This window comes from Bacillus sp. FSL M7-0307, assembly GCF_038627835.1.
In the GTDB taxonomy this organism is placed as follows: domain Bacteria; phylum Bacillota; class Bacilli; order Bacillales; family Bacillaceae; genus Bacillus; species Bacillus altitudinis.
The window spans coordinates 1,561,573-1,577,165 of sequence record NZ_CP152023.1; the positions used below are offsets into that span (position 1 = coordinate 1,561,573).

At 41.3% G+C, this 15,593-nt stretch carries 19 protein-coding genes; all 19 read left to right on the top strand.

Translation table 11 applies throughout. The features are described 5' to 3' along the window. Window position 1 precedes the first annotated feature (1 nt). From fliJ to MHI41_RS08040, 19 genes are read left to right on the top strand one after another with little or no spacing between them, the layout of a single operon-like run. Complete coding sequence (gene fliJ, locus MHI41_RS07950; RefSeq protein WP_024720352.1) at window positions 2-445, top strand: flagellar export protein FliJ; 444 nt, start codon at window positions 2-4, stop codon at window positions 443-445. Between the two features lie 12 nt (window positions 446-457). Continuing rightward, on the top strand, window positions 458-1,144 hold the full coding sequence (locus MHI41_RS07955; protein ID WP_017359089.1) for a MotE family protein: 687 nt from the start codon (window positions 458-460) through the stop codon (window positions 1,142-1,144). After that, window positions 1,145-2,467 (top strand): flagellar hook-length control protein FliK, encoded by a 1,323-nt coding sequence (locus MHI41_RS07960; protein ID WP_224559763.1) that lies wholly within the window; start codon window positions 1,145-1,147, stop codon window positions 2,465-2,467. Beyond that, window positions 2,467-2,910, top strand: coding sequence for a flagellar hook assembly protein FlgD (gene flgD, locus MHI41_RS07965; RefSeq protein WP_017359087.1), 444 nt, complete (start codon window positions 2,467-2,469; stop codon window positions 2,908-2,910). Before MHI41_RS07960 ends, flgD begins: the two co-directional genes overlap by 1 nt. Window positions 2,911-2,931: 21 nt before the next feature. Further along, window positions 2,932-3,723, top strand: coding sequence for a flagellar basal body rod protein FlgG (gene flgG, locus MHI41_RS07970; RefSeq protein WP_017359086.1), 792 nt, complete (start codon window positions 2,932-2,934; stop codon window positions 3,721-3,723). A gap of 37 nt (window positions 3,724-3,760) precedes the next feature. Beyond that, window positions 3,761-3,976 carry a flagellar FlbD family protein gene (locus MHI41_RS07975; RefSeq protein ID WP_008344794.1) on the top strand — a complete coding sequence of 72 codons (216 nt, stop codon included), beginning with the start codon at window positions 3,761-3,763 and terminating at the stop codon, window positions 3,974-3,976. After that, the gene (gene fliL / locus MHI41_RS07980; RefSeq protein WP_007499592.1) at window positions 3,973-4,401 is read left to right on the top strand and encodes a flagellar basal body-associated protein FliL; all 429 of its coding nucleotides are present in this window, start codon (window positions 3,973-3,975) and stop codon (window positions 4,399-4,401) included. The genes MHI41_RS07975 and fliL overlap by 4 nt, the downstream gene beginning before the upstream one ends. Window positions 4,402-4,433: 32 nt before the next feature. Further along, window positions 4,434-5,432 (top strand): flagellar motor switch protein FliM, encoded by a 999-nt coding sequence (gene fliM / locus MHI41_RS07985; protein ID WP_008354483.1) that lies wholly within the window; start codon window positions 4,434-4,436, stop codon window positions 5,430-5,432. Next, a complete protein-coding gene (fliY, locus tag MHI41_RS07990; RefSeq protein WP_007499588.1) occupies window positions 5,422-6,543 on the top strand; it encodes a flagellar motor switch phosphatase FliY in 1,122 nt (373 codons plus the stop codon). Before fliM ends, fliY begins: the two co-directional genes overlap by 11 nt. A 27-nt stretch (window positions 6,544-6,570) precedes the next feature. Beyond that, window positions 6,571-6,933, top strand: coding sequence for a response regulator (locus tag MHI41_RS07995; RefSeq protein ID WP_007499584.1), 363 nt, complete (start codon window positions 6,571-6,573; stop codon window positions 6,931-6,933). Window positions 6,934-6,951: 18 nt separating this feature from the next. Beyond that, a complete protein-coding gene (gene fliZ, locus MHI41_RS08000) occupies window positions 6,952-7,611 on the top strand; it encodes a flagella biosynthesis regulatory protein FliZ (protein WP_024720357.1) in 660 nt (219 codons plus the stop codon). After that, complete coding sequence (gene fliP / locus MHI41_RS08005) at window positions 7,604-8,269, top strand: flagellar type III secretion system pore protein FliP (protein ID WP_007499580.1); 666 nt, start codon at window positions 7,604-7,606, stop codon at window positions 8,267-8,269. Before fliZ ends, fliP begins: the two co-directional genes overlap by 8 nt. A 16-nt stretch (window positions 8,270-8,285) precedes the next feature. Continuing rightward, on the top strand, window positions 8,286-8,555 hold the full coding sequence (gene fliQ / locus MHI41_RS08010) for a flagellar biosynthesis protein FliQ (protein ID WP_003211206.1): 270 nt from the start codon (window positions 8,286-8,288) through the stop codon (window positions 8,553-8,555). 6 nt (window positions 8,556-8,561) lie between these two features. Further along, on the top strand, window positions 8,562-9,341 hold the full coding sequence (fliR, locus tag MHI41_RS08015; protein WP_007499578.1) for a flagellar biosynthetic protein FliR: 780 nt from the start codon (window positions 8,562-8,564) through the stop codon (window positions 9,339-9,341). Continuing rightward, window positions 9,338-10,426 carry a flagellar biosynthesis protein FlhB gene (gene flhB / locus MHI41_RS08020; protein WP_007499576.1) on the top strand — a complete coding sequence of 363 codons (1,089 nt, stop codon included), beginning with the start codon at window positions 9,338-9,340 and terminating at the stop codon, window positions 10,424-10,426. Before fliR ends, flhB begins: the two co-directional genes overlap by 4 nt. Window positions 10,427-10,455: 29 nt before the next feature. After that, window positions 10,456-12,489: a flagellar biosynthesis protein FlhA gene (gene flhA, locus MHI41_RS08025; RefSeq protein WP_007499573.1), complete on the top strand. Its 2,034-nt coding sequence runs from the start codon at window positions 10,456-10,458 to the stop codon at window positions 12,487-12,489. Next, window positions 12,489-13,607, top strand: a complete 1,119-nt coding sequence (gene flhF / locus MHI41_RS08030; protein ID WP_342494689.1) for a flagellar biosynthesis protein FlhF — start codon at window positions 12,489-12,491, stop codon at window positions 13,605-13,607. The genes flhA and flhF overlap by 1 nt, the downstream gene beginning before the upstream one ends. After that, the gene (locus MHI41_RS08035; protein WP_017367251.1) at window positions 13,604-14,509 is read left to right on the top strand and encodes a MinD/ParA family protein; all 906 of its coding nucleotides are present in this window, start codon (window positions 13,604-13,606) and stop codon (window positions 14,507-14,509) included. Before flhF ends, MHI41_RS08035 begins: the two co-directional genes overlap by 4 nt. Beyond that, window positions 14,506-15,588 (top strand): chemotaxis response regulator protein-glutamate methylesterase, encoded by a 1,083-nt coding sequence (locus tag MHI41_RS08040; protein WP_008344775.1) that lies wholly within the window; start codon window positions 14,506-14,508, stop codon window positions 15,586-15,588. Before MHI41_RS08035 ends, MHI41_RS08040 begins: the two co-directional genes overlap by 4 nt. The last annotated feature ends 5 nt before the right edge of the window (window positions 15,589-15,593 follow it).

The window sequence follows — 15,593 nt, forward strand, 5'->3', positions numbered from 1 at the left end:
AGTGAGATATCAATACAAATTTCAAAAGCTCTTAGAATTGAAAGAAAGTGAAAAAGACAAATCACTCGCAGCGTATCAACAATCCGTTTCGGCATTTGAGCAAGCCGCTGAAAAACTCTATGAAAATATGAGTAAAAAAGAGCTAATGGAAAAGAGCAAAGAAGAAAAGCTGAGAAGTGGGATGAGTGTTCAAGAAATGCGTCATTATCAGCAATTTGTGACGAACTTAGATAACACCATTCATCATTATCAGCAGCTTGTGATCATGAAACGCCATCAAATGAATGAAAAACAATCTGATTTAACTGAAAAAAATATTGAGTTTAAAAAGTTTGAAAAAATGAAAGAAAAGCAATTTGAAAAGTTCTCCCTTGAACATAAGGCAATTGAAATGAAAGAAATGGATGATATCTCTATCAGCCAATTCATGTTTCAAGGACATTAGGAGTCGAGATGAATGCCTAAGAAGGAAAAAACAAAGGAATCAAGTGGCGGCGGTAAATTTCAATGGATCTTGTTTATTGTCATTATCCCATTGGTTGTGCTTGTGATCGTGACGGGCACAATCCTTTATATGGCGGGTTATGATCTAAAGAAACCGCTCCAAAACATTCCGGGGATTAGCAGCTTGGTTGGATCAGATGACACATCAAAAACGTCATCTTCAAATAACGATCAACGTGATACAGAGTTGAAAGCGTTGAAAAAGACGATTAAAGAACAAGAGAATGAACTTGAAATTGCTCAAAAAGACTTGAAGACAAGTGATGAAGAGATTAAACGATTGAATCAAAAAATCAATTCACTTGAAAAAACATCTGATAAAGAGAACACGTCAGCAAGTGACAGTTCATCAAACAGTACATCATCAAGTAATAACGCATCAGGATCTTCCTCTGATTCGTCAGCATCTTCTAATCAGCAATCAAAAGGAAAGGTCGCCAGCATTTATGAAAGCATGGATGCAGGGAAATCTGCCAAAATTTTATCAGAGCTAAGTGATAAAGAAGCTTTGAAGATCCTTGAAGAGCTGAGTAAAAATAAGCTGACGGACATATTAGCAAAACTGACACCTCAGAAGGCAGCAACGTTCACGAAGGAGCTTGCCAAAAAAGAAGAAAGTGAAAATGGGGGTGGACAATAAGTGAAGCTATTGGACATTGGAGCCTTACAGCAATCTTCCCAAGGTCTCTCGGGACTAAAGGGAGAGGGGGCAGTATCTGCTCGCGGCCTGTTTAAACAATTGTTAAATGGCGCAGGTATTCAAAGTGGTCCAGCTATTTCTCAGCCAGCGGAAACCACTCTATCCATGAATGATGCGATGCAAATCATTGAAAAATGGATGCAATCACCTGAAGAAGGAATAGATGGAGATCTTCTTGCGGCACTTCAGGCGCTGCAAGGTCAAAAGCTTGAAGGGGCTGACTTAAAGTCACTTGAAGAGCTATTTCAAAAGATGGAATCGGTTATCTATGGTGATCAGGATGAGAAGCCAGTTGCTGAACATAGTGAACAGCTCATACAAGTCCACTTTTTCTTATATCAAATACTGAATCAGCAGCCGGTGAGCTTTGATGCAAAACTTGTACAGGATATTCAAGCAAAAGGTGAAGATTTTATCAAGTTTCTAACGAAAAACGGAGCAGATGAAAAGCTCATTCAACAAGTAAAAGAGCAGTTCTTCTCGCAAGGATCGGCACCTAAGCTGAATAATATGTCGCAAAGCGAGCTGAAACACTTTAATCAGTTAATCGATCATATGATGGCGAATGCGAAAGGGTCAGATAAAGAGTGGAAAATTTCCTTAGGAGAGTTAAAAGAAATGGTTGCTCCAAGGCAAGAATCTTCCTTCTCATCTCCAGCAAAAGGTGCTGCCTCACTTGAATGGCTCATGAAAAAAGAAGTCATCAAAGGTCAAGGCACTGCGGCACCTGCTTCTGAAAAAACAATCACCCATACGCTGCTTCCAGGGCATAAACAGTTTTTCCAACTGCAATCAGCTGCTCCTATGCAGCAGACGCAAACAACTGACGAAAAGCCAGGCACGGTTGATCAGCAGATTTTAAATACGTGGAAACAAATGAAGTTCACACCATTTGGCAATTCAAGCGGACGGTTTACCGTACGATTAAATCCAGAAAATCTCGGGTTTATTACCATCCAGCTAACGAAACAAAACGGGATGTATGCGAGTAAAATTACAGCTTCAACGCAAGCAGCTAAAGAGCTGTTAGAGCATCATCTGCCGCAACTCAAGCAGGCGCTACCGAATATGTCGGTTCAAGTTGACCGTTTCCATATACCGCTTCAGTCAAATGAGCAGCCGTCTTTTGGACAATTTAATGAGGAAGGCAAGCAGCAGCCATCAAAAGGACAAAGTTTCCAGCAGCCTGATGAACAGGAAGCTGAATTCCAAGATGTACTAGATGCGCTTGTTGGATCAGAAGAAGAAGAGGAGGAGATCTAATGGCAACTGTTGATGCGACGAATAGAACAGCCGCACAAGCGGACACTTCTTCAAACGCAGCAAAGAAAACAGATACACTTGGCCGAGATCAGTTCTTGAAAATCTTGCTTACGCAGCTTCAAAACCAAGATCCGACAAACCCGATTGATGACCGTGAGTTTGTCACACAGCTTGCAACATTTTCTTCTTTAGAACAGCAAATGAATATGAATGAATCAATCACCAAAATGAATCAGATCATGTCTACATTTGTTGCACACCAAGATCCATTTACGACATATGTAGGCTGGATTGGTAAAGAAGTAGCGGGTAAACAAGATGATAAAGACATATCTGGCACTGTGAAGTCTGTGAAAAACATAAACAATGAATACTTCCTATATTTAGAAGATGGAACGAAAATCAGCCCTTGGGACGTTACAACTGTTGGAGAAAAATCGTAAGCAAATCGAGGAGGAAAATAAATGTTACGCTCACTTTACTCAGGAATTAGTGGAATGAAAAACTTCCAATCAAAATTAGATGTTGTAGCCAACAACGTAGCCAACGTCAACACACACGGATACAAAAAAAGCCGTATCACTTTTAAAGATATGGTCAGCCAAACCATTGGAAGTTCTGGTGGGCCAACGAACAACTCTGGTTCAATCAACTCAAAGCAAATTGGTTTAGGGTCATCTTTATCTTCAATCGATAAAATCATGTCAGCGGGATCTTCTCAAAATACAAATGAACCTTACGACTTCTATATCAATGGAGATGGGTTTTTCCGTATTGAAGTTCAAGGAGAAGTTCTTTATACAAGAACAGGAAATTTCGACACTGATTCAGAGGGAAGCTTAGTCACCCCTGATGGAAATTATCTACTTGGAATGAATGGACAAAAGATAACGATTCCAGACGGTGTTTCAAGTGTAAGTGTTGGTCCAGATGGAACGATTTCGGTTGTTGAAAACAATGTATCAAGAACCGTTGGTCAAATATCACTCGTATCTTTCCGTAACGCAGGAGGGCTAGACAAAGTTGGTGACAACCTTTACCGCCAAACGTTAAGCTCAGGTGCTCCAAGTAATCCAATCGTACCAGGTGAACAAGGAACGGGCGTCGTCCAAACAGGTAAACTTGAAATGTCAAACGTTGATTTAACAGACGAGTTTACAGAAATGATTATCGCACAGCGTGGATTCCAATCGAATGCAAAGACGATCACAACATCTGATGAAATTCTGCAAGAACTTGTGAATCTGAAACGATAGGAGGTAGGGGGAGCGGTTTATCGCTTCTCTGCTTAATATGATTGAAGTGACAAGATTAAATGGCAAAGGATTTATGCTCAACGCTCTCCATATCGAGCAAATCGAAAGCTTTCCAGACACGACCATTACACTCGCCAATGGAAAGAAATTCGTTGTGAAAGAAGATGAAGAGCAGCTTCAGGAGAAAATCATTTCTTTCTATAGAAAAATCCAAGTCATTTCATTGAATCAAGGAATAGAGGAGTTTGAATGAAGAAGAAATTAGTCGTAGTAATGCTAATCATGATTATTGCTATCGTCGGAATTGGAGCAGGTATTGTCTTTCTGGTGAATGGGTCAGACGAAGCAAAAGCAGAAAAAGAGCCAACAGCAGATGAAGTCGTAAAAGCTTCTGTTGAAATTCCTGAGATTGTGACCAATTTAAAATCTGAAGGAAATGCGGTCAAACTTGTACTAAATATTGAAACAGATTCAGAAAAAGCCAAAGAAGAGCTTGAAAAAAGAAGCTTCCAAGTGAAGGATGCTGTGATCGACATTTTATCAGACACGAATGCAGATGAACTTGATGGCAAAAAAGGCAGAGAACATTTTAAAACACAGGTCAAAAACAAAGTGAATAACTATTTGCAAGATGGCAAGGTGAAAGAAGTTTATATAACCTCCTTTAATCTGCAATAGAGGCGATTAATTGACACGATGGAGGTGAAGAAATGTCAGGAGAAGTGCTTTCCCAGAATGAGATCGATGCATTATTATCCGCCATATCAACAGGCGAAATGGATGCAGAAGAGCTGAAAAAAGAAGAAACGACGAAAAAAGTGAAAGTGTATGACTTTAAACGTGCACTGCGCTTTTCAAAAGACCAGATTCGAAGTTTAACAAGAATTCATGATAACTTCGCTAGACTGCTTACCACACACTTTTCAGCGCAGCTAAGATCATATATTCAAATTTCTGTCAGCTCGGTTGACCAAGTGCCATATGAAGAATTTATTCGTTCGATTCCTAATATGACATTATTAAACTTATTTTACGTCAGCCCGCTTGAAGGAAGAATCATGCTTGAAGTGAACCCAACGATTGGCTATGCCATGATGGATAGGCTGATGGGTGGGATTGGCATTAGTCATAATAAGACAGAATCACTGACAGAAATCGAAACAAAGATTATCTCAAACATGTTTGAGGGAGCTTTGGAAAACTACAGAGAAGCGTGGCAGTCCATAACCGACATCGAGCCAGAAATGGCAGATTTCGAGGTAAATCCCCAGTTTGTTCAAATGGTGTCACCAAACGAAACAGTTGTCGTCATTTCTCTTAATACACAAATTGGTGAGGTAAGCGGGGTTATTAATCTCTGTATTCCTCACGTAGTATTAGAGCCTATTATTCCGAAGCTGTCTGTACACTACTGGATGCAATCGGAACGAAATGAACCGAAACAAGAAGAAACAAAGGCCATTGAAAAACGGATTATGACGGCGAAAATACCGGTAGTCGCAGAGCTTGGACAATCGGAAATGACGGTGGAAGAGTTTTTGAATTTGGAAATTGGTGATTGTATTGCCTTGGACAAACCAGTAAATGCGCCTCTTACTGTTATGGTCGGAAATAAACCGAAATTCTTGGGACAGGCCGGCCGCGTGAATCGGAAACAGGCGATTCAAATTCTAGATCACGACATAAGAGGTGAAGAAGATGGAGAATAACGGAAGTAAATTATCACAAGATGAAATCGATGCGCTCCTTAAAGGAGGCAGCAATGACGATATAGAGCCTGATACACTCCTTTCTGCAATGGAACAAGATGCCATTGGGGAAATCGGAAATATATCATTTGGAAGCTCTGCAACAGCACTTTCAACCCTATTAAGTCAAAAAGTGGAGATTACAACTCCAACTGTCACAGTGATTCAAAAAAGCAAGCTGAATGAGGAATTTCCTCATCCGTATGTCGCAATTGAAGTGAATTATACGGAAGGCTTCAGCGCTAGTAACCTGCTTGTCATCCAGCAAACCGATGCGGCAGTCATTGCGGATTTAATGATGGGCGGAGATGGAACAAATGCTGACCCGTCGTTAAGTGAAATTCACTTAAGTGCAGTACAAGAAGCGATGAACCAAATGATGGGTTCAGCAGCGACGTCCATGTCAACAGTCTTTAATAAAAAGATTGATATTTCTCCGCCTCGCGTTGAGCTGCTTGATGTGAAAGAAGGAGAAGGCACAGACCGCATTCCAGCTGAAGAGATGCTTGTCAAAGTGTCCTTTAGATTAACGATAGGTGAACTCATAGATTCAAATATTATGCAGCTTTACCCTATTACGTTTGCGAAAGATTTGATTGCAGAATTAACAGACCCAGCGGAAGAAGAGCCGGTTCAAGAAGCACCTCAGAGTGCACCTGAACCACAGCAGGCTGCTCCGCAAGCACAATCTGCTCCTATGCAGCAATCGGCACCGCCGAAAAGACAGGCGAAGCCAAAGCCGGCAGAACCTGTCAATGTGGCGCCAGTTGAATTTGAGGCATTTAGTGAGCCTCAGCATACAACAAGTCAGCTCGGTAATCTTGATATGCTGATGGATATTCCACTTTCCATTACAGTGGAGCTTGGAAGAACGCAGCGCAGTGTGAAAGAAGTACTTGAACTTTCCGCTGGAAGTATCATTGAACTGGACAAACTTGCAGGTGAGCCAGTCGACATTCTGGTCAACAAACGAATCGTCGCCAAAGGAGAAGTTGTTGTCATTGATGAGAACTTTGGTGTACGTGTGACTGACATTTTAAGTCAGTCTGAAAGACTTTCTAATTTAAAATAAACAAACATATAGGGAGAGAATAAGTAAATGGCTACTAAGGTATTAATCGTAGATGATGCAGCATTCATGAGAATGATGATTAAGGATATTCTTGTAAAAAATGGATTTGATGTAGTAGGAGAAGCAGAAAACGGCGCACAAGCTGTTGAAAAATATAAAGAAACATCTCCTGATCTAGTCACAATGGATATCACAATGCCAGAAATGGACGGGATCACAGCATTAAAAGAAATTAAACAAATCGATGCTTCGGCAAAAATCATTATGTGCTCAGCGATGGGACAACAATCAATGGTTATTGATGCCATCCAAGCAGGTGCAAAAGACTTTATCGTGAAGCCATTCCAGGCAGACCGTGTACTTGAAGCAATTAATAAAACGTTAGGCTAAAAAAGGGTGTAAGACTTGTTGAAAAAACGTTTGATATGTATAGCAATGATCAGTTTTATGCTTTTCTTGACAGCGCAGCCCGCCTCACTGTTTGCTGAAACAAAAGATCCTGAAAATGGCACGGTGAATGACTGGCTCAAAGATGAGAAAGAAAGCAAAAAGGATACAGAAAAGAAAACCACTGACAATCAAACGAATCCGGCAGAAGAAGTTCCCTCTTCTTCTGTCTCCATTATGGATTTTGTCAAAATGATTGGTGCCTTACTTTTTGTCATCCTGCTCATTTACGGATTGGTGAGATTTGTTGGAAAGCAAAACCGCTTACTCAAGCCATTTCGCTATGTTGAAAATATTGGCGGAACGACGGTTGGTCAAAATCGTTCAGTTCAGCTGATCAAAGTGGGCAAACGAGTATTAGTTGTCGGCGTAGCAGACTCAATCCAGCTGCTAAAAGAAATCGATGATGAACAAGAATGCGAAGCGATTGTGAAACAATACGAAGAAGCGATGGAAAGTAAGACTGACTTACCGAAAATGATGCAAAAATTAACATCGCAAGTGAAGAAACACGATCAGCCGACCACTTCTTCTTTTTCAGCCAATTTAAAGGCGCAGCTAGCCGAATTGAAAAAGACCCAATCAGAAGTCAGAAAGAAAGGCCCGAAACAAAATGAATGAGTTTATCGATTTATTTAATTCCAGTGGCGCAGGGAATATTAGCACATCTGTCCGTCTTCTTTTATTGTTAACTGTATTTTCAGTTGCACCAGGCATTCTTATTTTAATGACCTGTTTTACACGGATTGTGATTGTTCTTTCGTTTGTTAGAACATCACTTGCAACCAACTCAATGCCGCCAAACCAAGTGCTTGTAGGACTTGCTTTGTTTCTCACATTTTTTATTATGGCACCCACGTTCTCAGAGATTAATAAAGAGGCACTCACGCCGCTGTTAAATGATGATATTACGTTAAATCAGGCCTATGAAAAAGCCGAAGTGCCAATTAAAGAGTTTATGAGTAAACATACGAGACAGAAAGATTTGGCTTTATTTCTTAGTTACGCAAAAATGGATACCCCTGAATCAATTAAAGATATTCCCTTAACGGCGATGGTACCAGCTTTTGCAATTTCAGAATTAAAGACGGCATTTCAAATTGGTTTCATGATCTTTATTCCATTTTTAATTATTGACATGGTGGTCGCAAGTGTCCTGATGTCGATGGGGATGATGATGCTTCCGCCGGTTATGATATCGCTCCCTTTCAAAATATTGTTATTTGTATTAGTTGATGGATGGTATTTGATTGTTAAATCTTTGCTGCAAAGCTTTTAGAGTAGGTGCTTAAAACATGAGTTCAGAATTTGTCATTACGATGGCTGAAAGATCAGTGTATGTTGTTTTACTTGTCAGCGGGCCGCTTCTTGCGCTCGCACTAATCGTGGGACTAATTGTCAGTGTGTTTCAGGCGACAACCCAAATCCAAGAACAGACGCTTGCGTTCATTCCAAAAATTGTTGCAGTGCTAATTGGACTTGTTGTGTTTGGTCCGTGGATGCTTTCAACAATTGTGTCATTTACAACAGAGCTGTTCTCGAATTTAGATCGATTTGCAGGTTAATCAGAGATGTCAATCATAGAATTATTTCCTGCCTTTCTTCTCGTTTTCATTCGGATCACCGCTTTTTTTGTGACAGTGCCGCTATTAGCGCATCGAACGATACCAGCAGTTCACAGAGTTGGTTTTTCACTGTTTTTGGCTGTCATTAGTTTTAGCACCATTAAAGAACCGCCAGCACTCGATATCGACGGTCTTTACATGATGCTTGCCGTGAAAGAAGCAATGGTCGGACTTCTTCTTGGACTGATTGCATATATCATGGTGTCCGCAGTTCAAATTGCCGGCTCATTCATCGATTTTCAAATGGGCTTTGCGATCGCCAATATTATTGATCCACAAACAGGGGCGCAAACGCCGCTGATGGGGCAGTTTTTTTATACGGTGACCTTGCTGCTGATGCTGGCAACAAATGCACATCATTTGCTGCTTGATGGAATCTATTACAGTTTTCAATATATTCAAGTTGATCAGTATGCACTGAACTTCGGTAGTGAATCCTTTGCTTACTTTATTGCAAAGAGCTTCAACCAAATGTTCATCATAGCCTTTCAAATCTCAGCACCTGTTGTGGCTAGTTTGTTTTTAGTCGATTTGGCATTAGGAATTGTGGCACGTACAGTTCCGCAAATGAACGTATTTGTCGTTGGACTTCCCATTAAAATGGGCGTGAGTTTTATTATGATCATCATTTGTATGGGTGTTATCTTCGGGGTCGTCCAAAATACATTTGAAACGATTGTGCTCACCATGAGGAATTTCTTAGCATTGGTCGGTGGTTCGTCATGACGACAAGACTTAGACTCGACTTGCAATTTTTCGCAGGTGAAAAAACAGAAAAAGCAACACCGAAAAAGAGACGGGATTCACGTAAAAAAGGGCAGGTTGCCAAAAGTACCGACGTCAATACAGCCATCTCATTTCTACTAATCTTTTTATCATTCTTTTTTATTGGGCCTTTTATGAAAGAGCGTATTATTGCGCTCATTGAACGTTTTTATTCAACAACGATGCTAATGAAGGTTAGCACATCTAATATTCACCAGTTATTCTTGGAATTGCTTCAAGAGACAGGTCTCCTCCTCATGCCAATTCTTGGTGTTGGGATGCTGGCAGGGATCATCAGTAACTATTTACAAGTTGGGTTTCTCTTTTCAACTGAAGTGATCAAGCCCAAATTAGAAAAGCTTGATCCAATCAAAGGGTTTAAACGAATATACAGTATTCGAGCACTCGTTGAGCTATTAAAATCCATTTTAAAAATTGGTTTTGTTGGCTTTGCGACATTTATCGCTCTATGGATGCACTTTGACGAAATCTTGCGGCTCCCTCTACTCACTGCAGAGGAAACCCTTCATTTCGTGGCAAATATGACCTTGATTATGGGTCTATATGCAGCAGGTGCTCTTCTCATCTTAGCTGGGCTTGACTACATGTATCAGAAATTTGATTATGAAAAAAACTTACGGATGTCTAAACAAGACATCAAAGATGAGTATAAAAAATCAGAGGGTGACCCGCTCATAAAATCAAAAATTAAACAGCGGCAAAGGGAAATGGCCATGAGACGGATGATGCAGGAAGTCCCAAAAGCGGACGTCATCATTACAAACCCGACCCACTACGCAATTGCCTTGAAATATGACGAAGAAAAGATGGACGCGCCGTTTGTTGTGGCAAAGGGAACGGATATTTTGGCTTTGAAAATTAGAACAATTGCGAAAGAACATGATGTCATGACTGTAGAGAACCGGCCGCTCGCCCGCGCCCTCTACGATCAAGTGGATATCAACCAAGCGGTGCCTGAAGAATATTTTAAGGCGATCGCAGAAATTTTGGCTTACGTATATAAAACGAAACAAAAGATTTTATGAATTTTTGGTTTTAAAAGGAGAGAACAGGCATGTCAGCAAGAGATTTATCTGTTTTATTCAGTGTTATTTTAATCGTGGCGATGCTGGTCATACCGTTTCCGCCCGTCCTATTAAGTATTTTAATCATTATTAATATTTCTCTTGCGCTTATCGTGCTTCTCACCACAATGAACATGCAAGAACCACTGCAATTTTCCATTTTTCCATCGTTACTTTTGCTCTTAACACTGTTTCGTTTAGGGCTTAACATCTCTACAACCCGTTCTATTTTATCAACTGGAGATGCTGGTAAGGTTGTAGAAACGTTTGGATCATTTGTTGTTGGGGGCAATATACTCGTTGGTCTGGTTGTCTTCCTTATTCTGATCATCATTCAGTTTGTTGTCATCACCAAAGGGGCAGAGCGTGTATCAGAGGTTGCGGCCAGATTTACACTCGACGCGATGCCAGGTAAACAGATGAGTATTGACGCAGATTTGAATGCAGGAATGCTGACAGAGAGTGAAGCTAGAAACCGCCGTGAAAAAGTAGCAAGAGAAGCAGACTTTTATGGTGCGATGGATGGTGCAAGTAAGTTCGTTAAAGGGGATGCCATCGCAGGTATTATCATCGTTATTATCAATATTATTTTTGGCATCATTATTGGGATGATTCAGCAAGGAATGTCGATTCAAGAATCAGCTTCCCACTTTACTCTTTTAACAGTAGGGGACGGAATTGTGTCGCAAATCCCTGCACTTCTCATCTCAACAGCGACAGGGATTGTTGTCACGAGAGCGGCTTCTAACGGAAACCTTGGTTCAGACATTACGGGTCAGCTCTTTGCCTTCCCTGCCATGCTTTACGTCACAGCAGGTACGATCTTCCTGCTTGGATTGTTTACGCCAATTGGCGTACTTTTGACAGGGCCGATCGCAGGTTTACTTGCACTCGGTGCGTACATGATGTCGAAAAACAAACAGGATCAAGAAGAGATTGAAGAAGTACTGGAAGAACAGGCAGAGGTAGAAGAGATGAAAAGTCCAGAAAGTGTCATTCATCTCCTGCAAATGGATGCCATTGAATTTGAATTTGGCTACGGGTTGATTCCACTTGCAGATGCCAATCAAGGCGGAGACCTGCTAGACCGGATTGTCATGATCAGAAGGCAGCTTGCTCTTGAACTAGGTCTTGTCATTCCAGTTGTCCGTATTCGAGACAACATTGCGCTGAACCCGAATGAATACAGGCTCAAAATAAAAGGGAACGAAGTGGCAAAAGGAGAGCTGCTGCTTGATCATTACTTAGCGATGTCCCCAACGCCTGATGATGATCCGATTGAAGGAATTGAAACAATCGAACCATCCTTTGGTCTGCCGGCAAAATGGATATCAGAAGCAGAAAAAGATCAGGCTGAAATGCTTGGGTATACAGTGGTCGATCCAGCATCTGTTGTGTCTACCCACATCACAGAGAAGATTAGACAAAATACCCACGAACTGCTTGGACGCCAAGAAACGAAGCAATTAATCGATCATCTGAAAGAAAGTTATCCAGTTCTAGTAGATGAGGTAACACCGAATCCACTAGCAGTCGGGGATATCCAAAAAGTACTTGCAAAACTTCTGAAAGAAAAGGTCTCCATTCGAAACCTTGTGACCATTTTTGAGACCCTTGCAGACTACGGAAAATTAACAACTGATACAGACTTGCTAACAGAGTATGTTAGACAGGCACTTGCAAGACAGATTACTGCACAGTATGCAAGAGAAAATGAATCACTGAAAGTCGTGACATGCTCAGGCCGAGTCGAAAAGGTGATTGCAGACAGCGTGCAGCAAACGGAGCATGGGAACTACTTATCGTTAGATCCAGAATCCTCTGAAAGTGTGATTCAATCAGTGGCGAGAGAAATTGAACAGCTTTCGCTTCGTCAGGAAACGCCGGTTCTATTATGCTCACCTCCTATAAGAATGTACGTCAAACAGTTGTTAGAAAGATATTTCCCAGATTTACCGGTACTATCTTATAACGAACTAGAAGCAAATGTGGAAGTACAGAGCATCGGAGTGGTGGATATCTAATGAAAATGAAAAAAATCACAGCGAATTCTATGCAGGAGGCAACGATCCAAATCAGGCAGCAGCTTGGGAAGGATGCCGTCATATTAAATTCGAAAACCGTTGTCAAACGAAAGCTGTTCGGTTTAAAGAAACAGCAAATGGTCGAAGTGATTGCAGTGCTGGATCAAGATTTTGAAGAAAGAGCCGGTAAAGGATTACAACCAGCAGCTGCGCCTATCCCGGTGTTACCGAAAAAGGAGCAGATTCAACATCTTACGCAAGAGCTGCCGGCTGCCACTCAAGCAGTTAAAGCAGCGCCTTCTCATTCTCAGCCTTTAGAATATGCAAGAAACGAGCGACATGCTGGGATCTTGCCGGATTCTCTCATGAAGATTGATCAAAAGCTAAAAGATCAAGGTCTTGATGATGAGATTCGAGATGAATGCTTAAAGGGTCTTTTAACAAAAGGTGCTGTGAAAGAAGAGCAGATTGAAAAAGAACTTGAAAAACTACTCACAGGGATGCTGCCGGCTCACACTTCTGATGAGCCGATGATTCGTTCGAAATACATTGTGCTGTTTGGTTCAACTGGTGCTGGTAAAACGACAACGATTGCAAAGTTGGCTGCGAAAACGGCTATTCAGCAGCAAAAGAAAATTGCTTTTATCACAACAGATACGTACCGGATTGCAGCGATTGAACAACTAAAAACATATGCTGAACTGCTGAATGCACCTCTTGAAGTTTGTTATTCAAGAGAGGACTTTGTGAAAGCACAGCAGACCTTTAAAGACTATGATCATATTTTCATCGATACAGCAGGCCGTAACTTTAAAGAAGAGGCGTACATCAAAGAGCTGACAGATATCATTCCATTTGATGAAAGCTTTCAAAGTTTTCTCGTCATGAGTGCGACATCGAAATATCAAGATATGAAAGCCATGGTCAAACGCTTTGAACCTGTTCCAATCGATCAATTTATTTTCACAAAAGTTGATGAAACAGACACGGTGGGAACGATCTTTCAAATCATTGCAGAATCTCAAATCGGGCTAGGGTTTTTAACAAATGGCCAAAATGTGCCTGAGGATATTCTTGAGAGTTCCCCCCTTGATTTGACAAGGATGGTCTTACAATGATGAAGCCTGACCAAGCCGAAGGTTTAAGAAAGCTTGTTCAGCAGAATCAACTGATTGTACCGAACTCTCTTCATGCGAATGGACAGGCGAAAACCATTGCTGTCATGAGCGGTAAAGGCGGGGTAGGTAAATCGAATTTGACGCTGAATATGGCACTGTCTATCGCAAAAACAGGCAAGCAAGTGCTCATTATTGATCTCGACTTTGGCATGGGGAATATTGATATTTTACTAGGGAAAACATCGACCAGCTCTATATTAGACGTGCTTGTTAGAAAAAAATCCTTCCAAGCGGCTATGACAAAAGGAACGGACAATTTGTATTACATTTCTGGCGGAAGCGGGCTTGAACAGCTGTTTTCTTTAGACAAAGATCAATGGTCGTTCTTTTTAGAAGAGATGGAGAAAATATTGAATGACTTTGATTGTATATTCTTTGATATGGGTGCAGGATTGTCAAAAGATCAACTCCCTTTTGTCTTATCGGCAGGTGAGGTGGTCGTTGTGACAACGCCAGAACCAACATCCATCATGGATGCCTACAGCGCAATTAAGCACTTAGCCATTCATCAGTTTGAACAGTCTGTTCAAATCATTGTCAACCGGTGTAAAACCCCTTCGGAAGGATCTGAAACGTACCGGAAATTAGCGGGAGTAGTGACGTCATTTCTACACCGAAAGCTTGTGTTTGCTGGTGCGGTACCTGATGATCCTGCTGTTCCTAAAGCAGTCACTGAACAAATACCATTTTATATGAAACAGCCTCATTCAAGGCTAAGTAAAACCATTAAAATGCTGGCTGAAACACTTTATCATCAGCAGATAAGAGAGGCACAGAGAGAGCAGCATACGTTTATAGATAAGTTGTCCTCTTTTTTTAAAAGGAGGAAGGTGGACTCATGATTAGAGTGCTTGTAGTAGATGACTCGGCTTTTATGAGAAAACTCATCAGTGATTTCCTAAGTGCCGAGCAAGAAATTGAAGTCGTCGGAACGGCGAGAAATGGAGAAGATGCCTTAAAACGGATTAAGGAATTGAATCCAGATGTTGTCACACTTGATGTGGAAATGCCTGTTCTAAATGGAACAGAAGCATTAAAACAAATTCTGGCTGAACACGACCTTGCTGTGATTATGGTGTCAAGCCAGACGAAGCAAGGGAAGGAATTAACCATCCATTGCTTAGAACTCGGTGCTTTTGACTTTGTGACAAAGCCTTCAGGAAGTATTTCGCTCGATTTACACAAAGTAAGAGGTCAAATTGTAGAGCGGGTACTTGCGGCAGGCCTGTCTAGAAAACGTACTGAGAAACAAGTTTCTCCTAAGCCGTTCATGAAGCCGCCAAGTCCAATTCCAGCGGCCGCTCCCCGCCTGCAAGAAGTAAGAAGCGGCTCATCACTCCGAAAGATTATTTCAATCGGAACTTCTACGGGAGGGCCTAGGGCGCTTCAACGAGTCGTCACGAAGTTGCCAAAAGACATAGAGGCGCCGATTTTGATTGTGCAGCATATGCCGGCAGGATTTACGGCATCGCTGGCTACTAGATTAGATCATTTATCACAAATTACGATCAAAGAAGCTCAAGATGGAGACATCGCTAAAAATGGAGTGGCTTACATAGCTCCTGGTGGATTGAATATGTCACTTCATGAACAAGGGGCAGCTTTAGTGATCAGGCTGTCCCCAGAAGACACTGACAGCCGTCACAAACCTTCTGTTAACTATTTATTTGAATCCATCAGCAACATAAAAGGTTACGAGAAAATCGCTGTCATTATGACAGGAATGGGTAGTGACGGCACAGAAGGTGTCAAAAAAATGGTCGCAAGCGGTCATACAAAAGTCATTGCAGAAAAAGAAGAATCATGTGTTGTTTTCGGAATGCCTAAATCAGTCATTAAAGCAGGCCTTGCACATGAAACAAGGCATGTGGATGACATCGCACATGCAATTATAAGCTCCATGAAAAAAGAGAGGGCGTGAACACG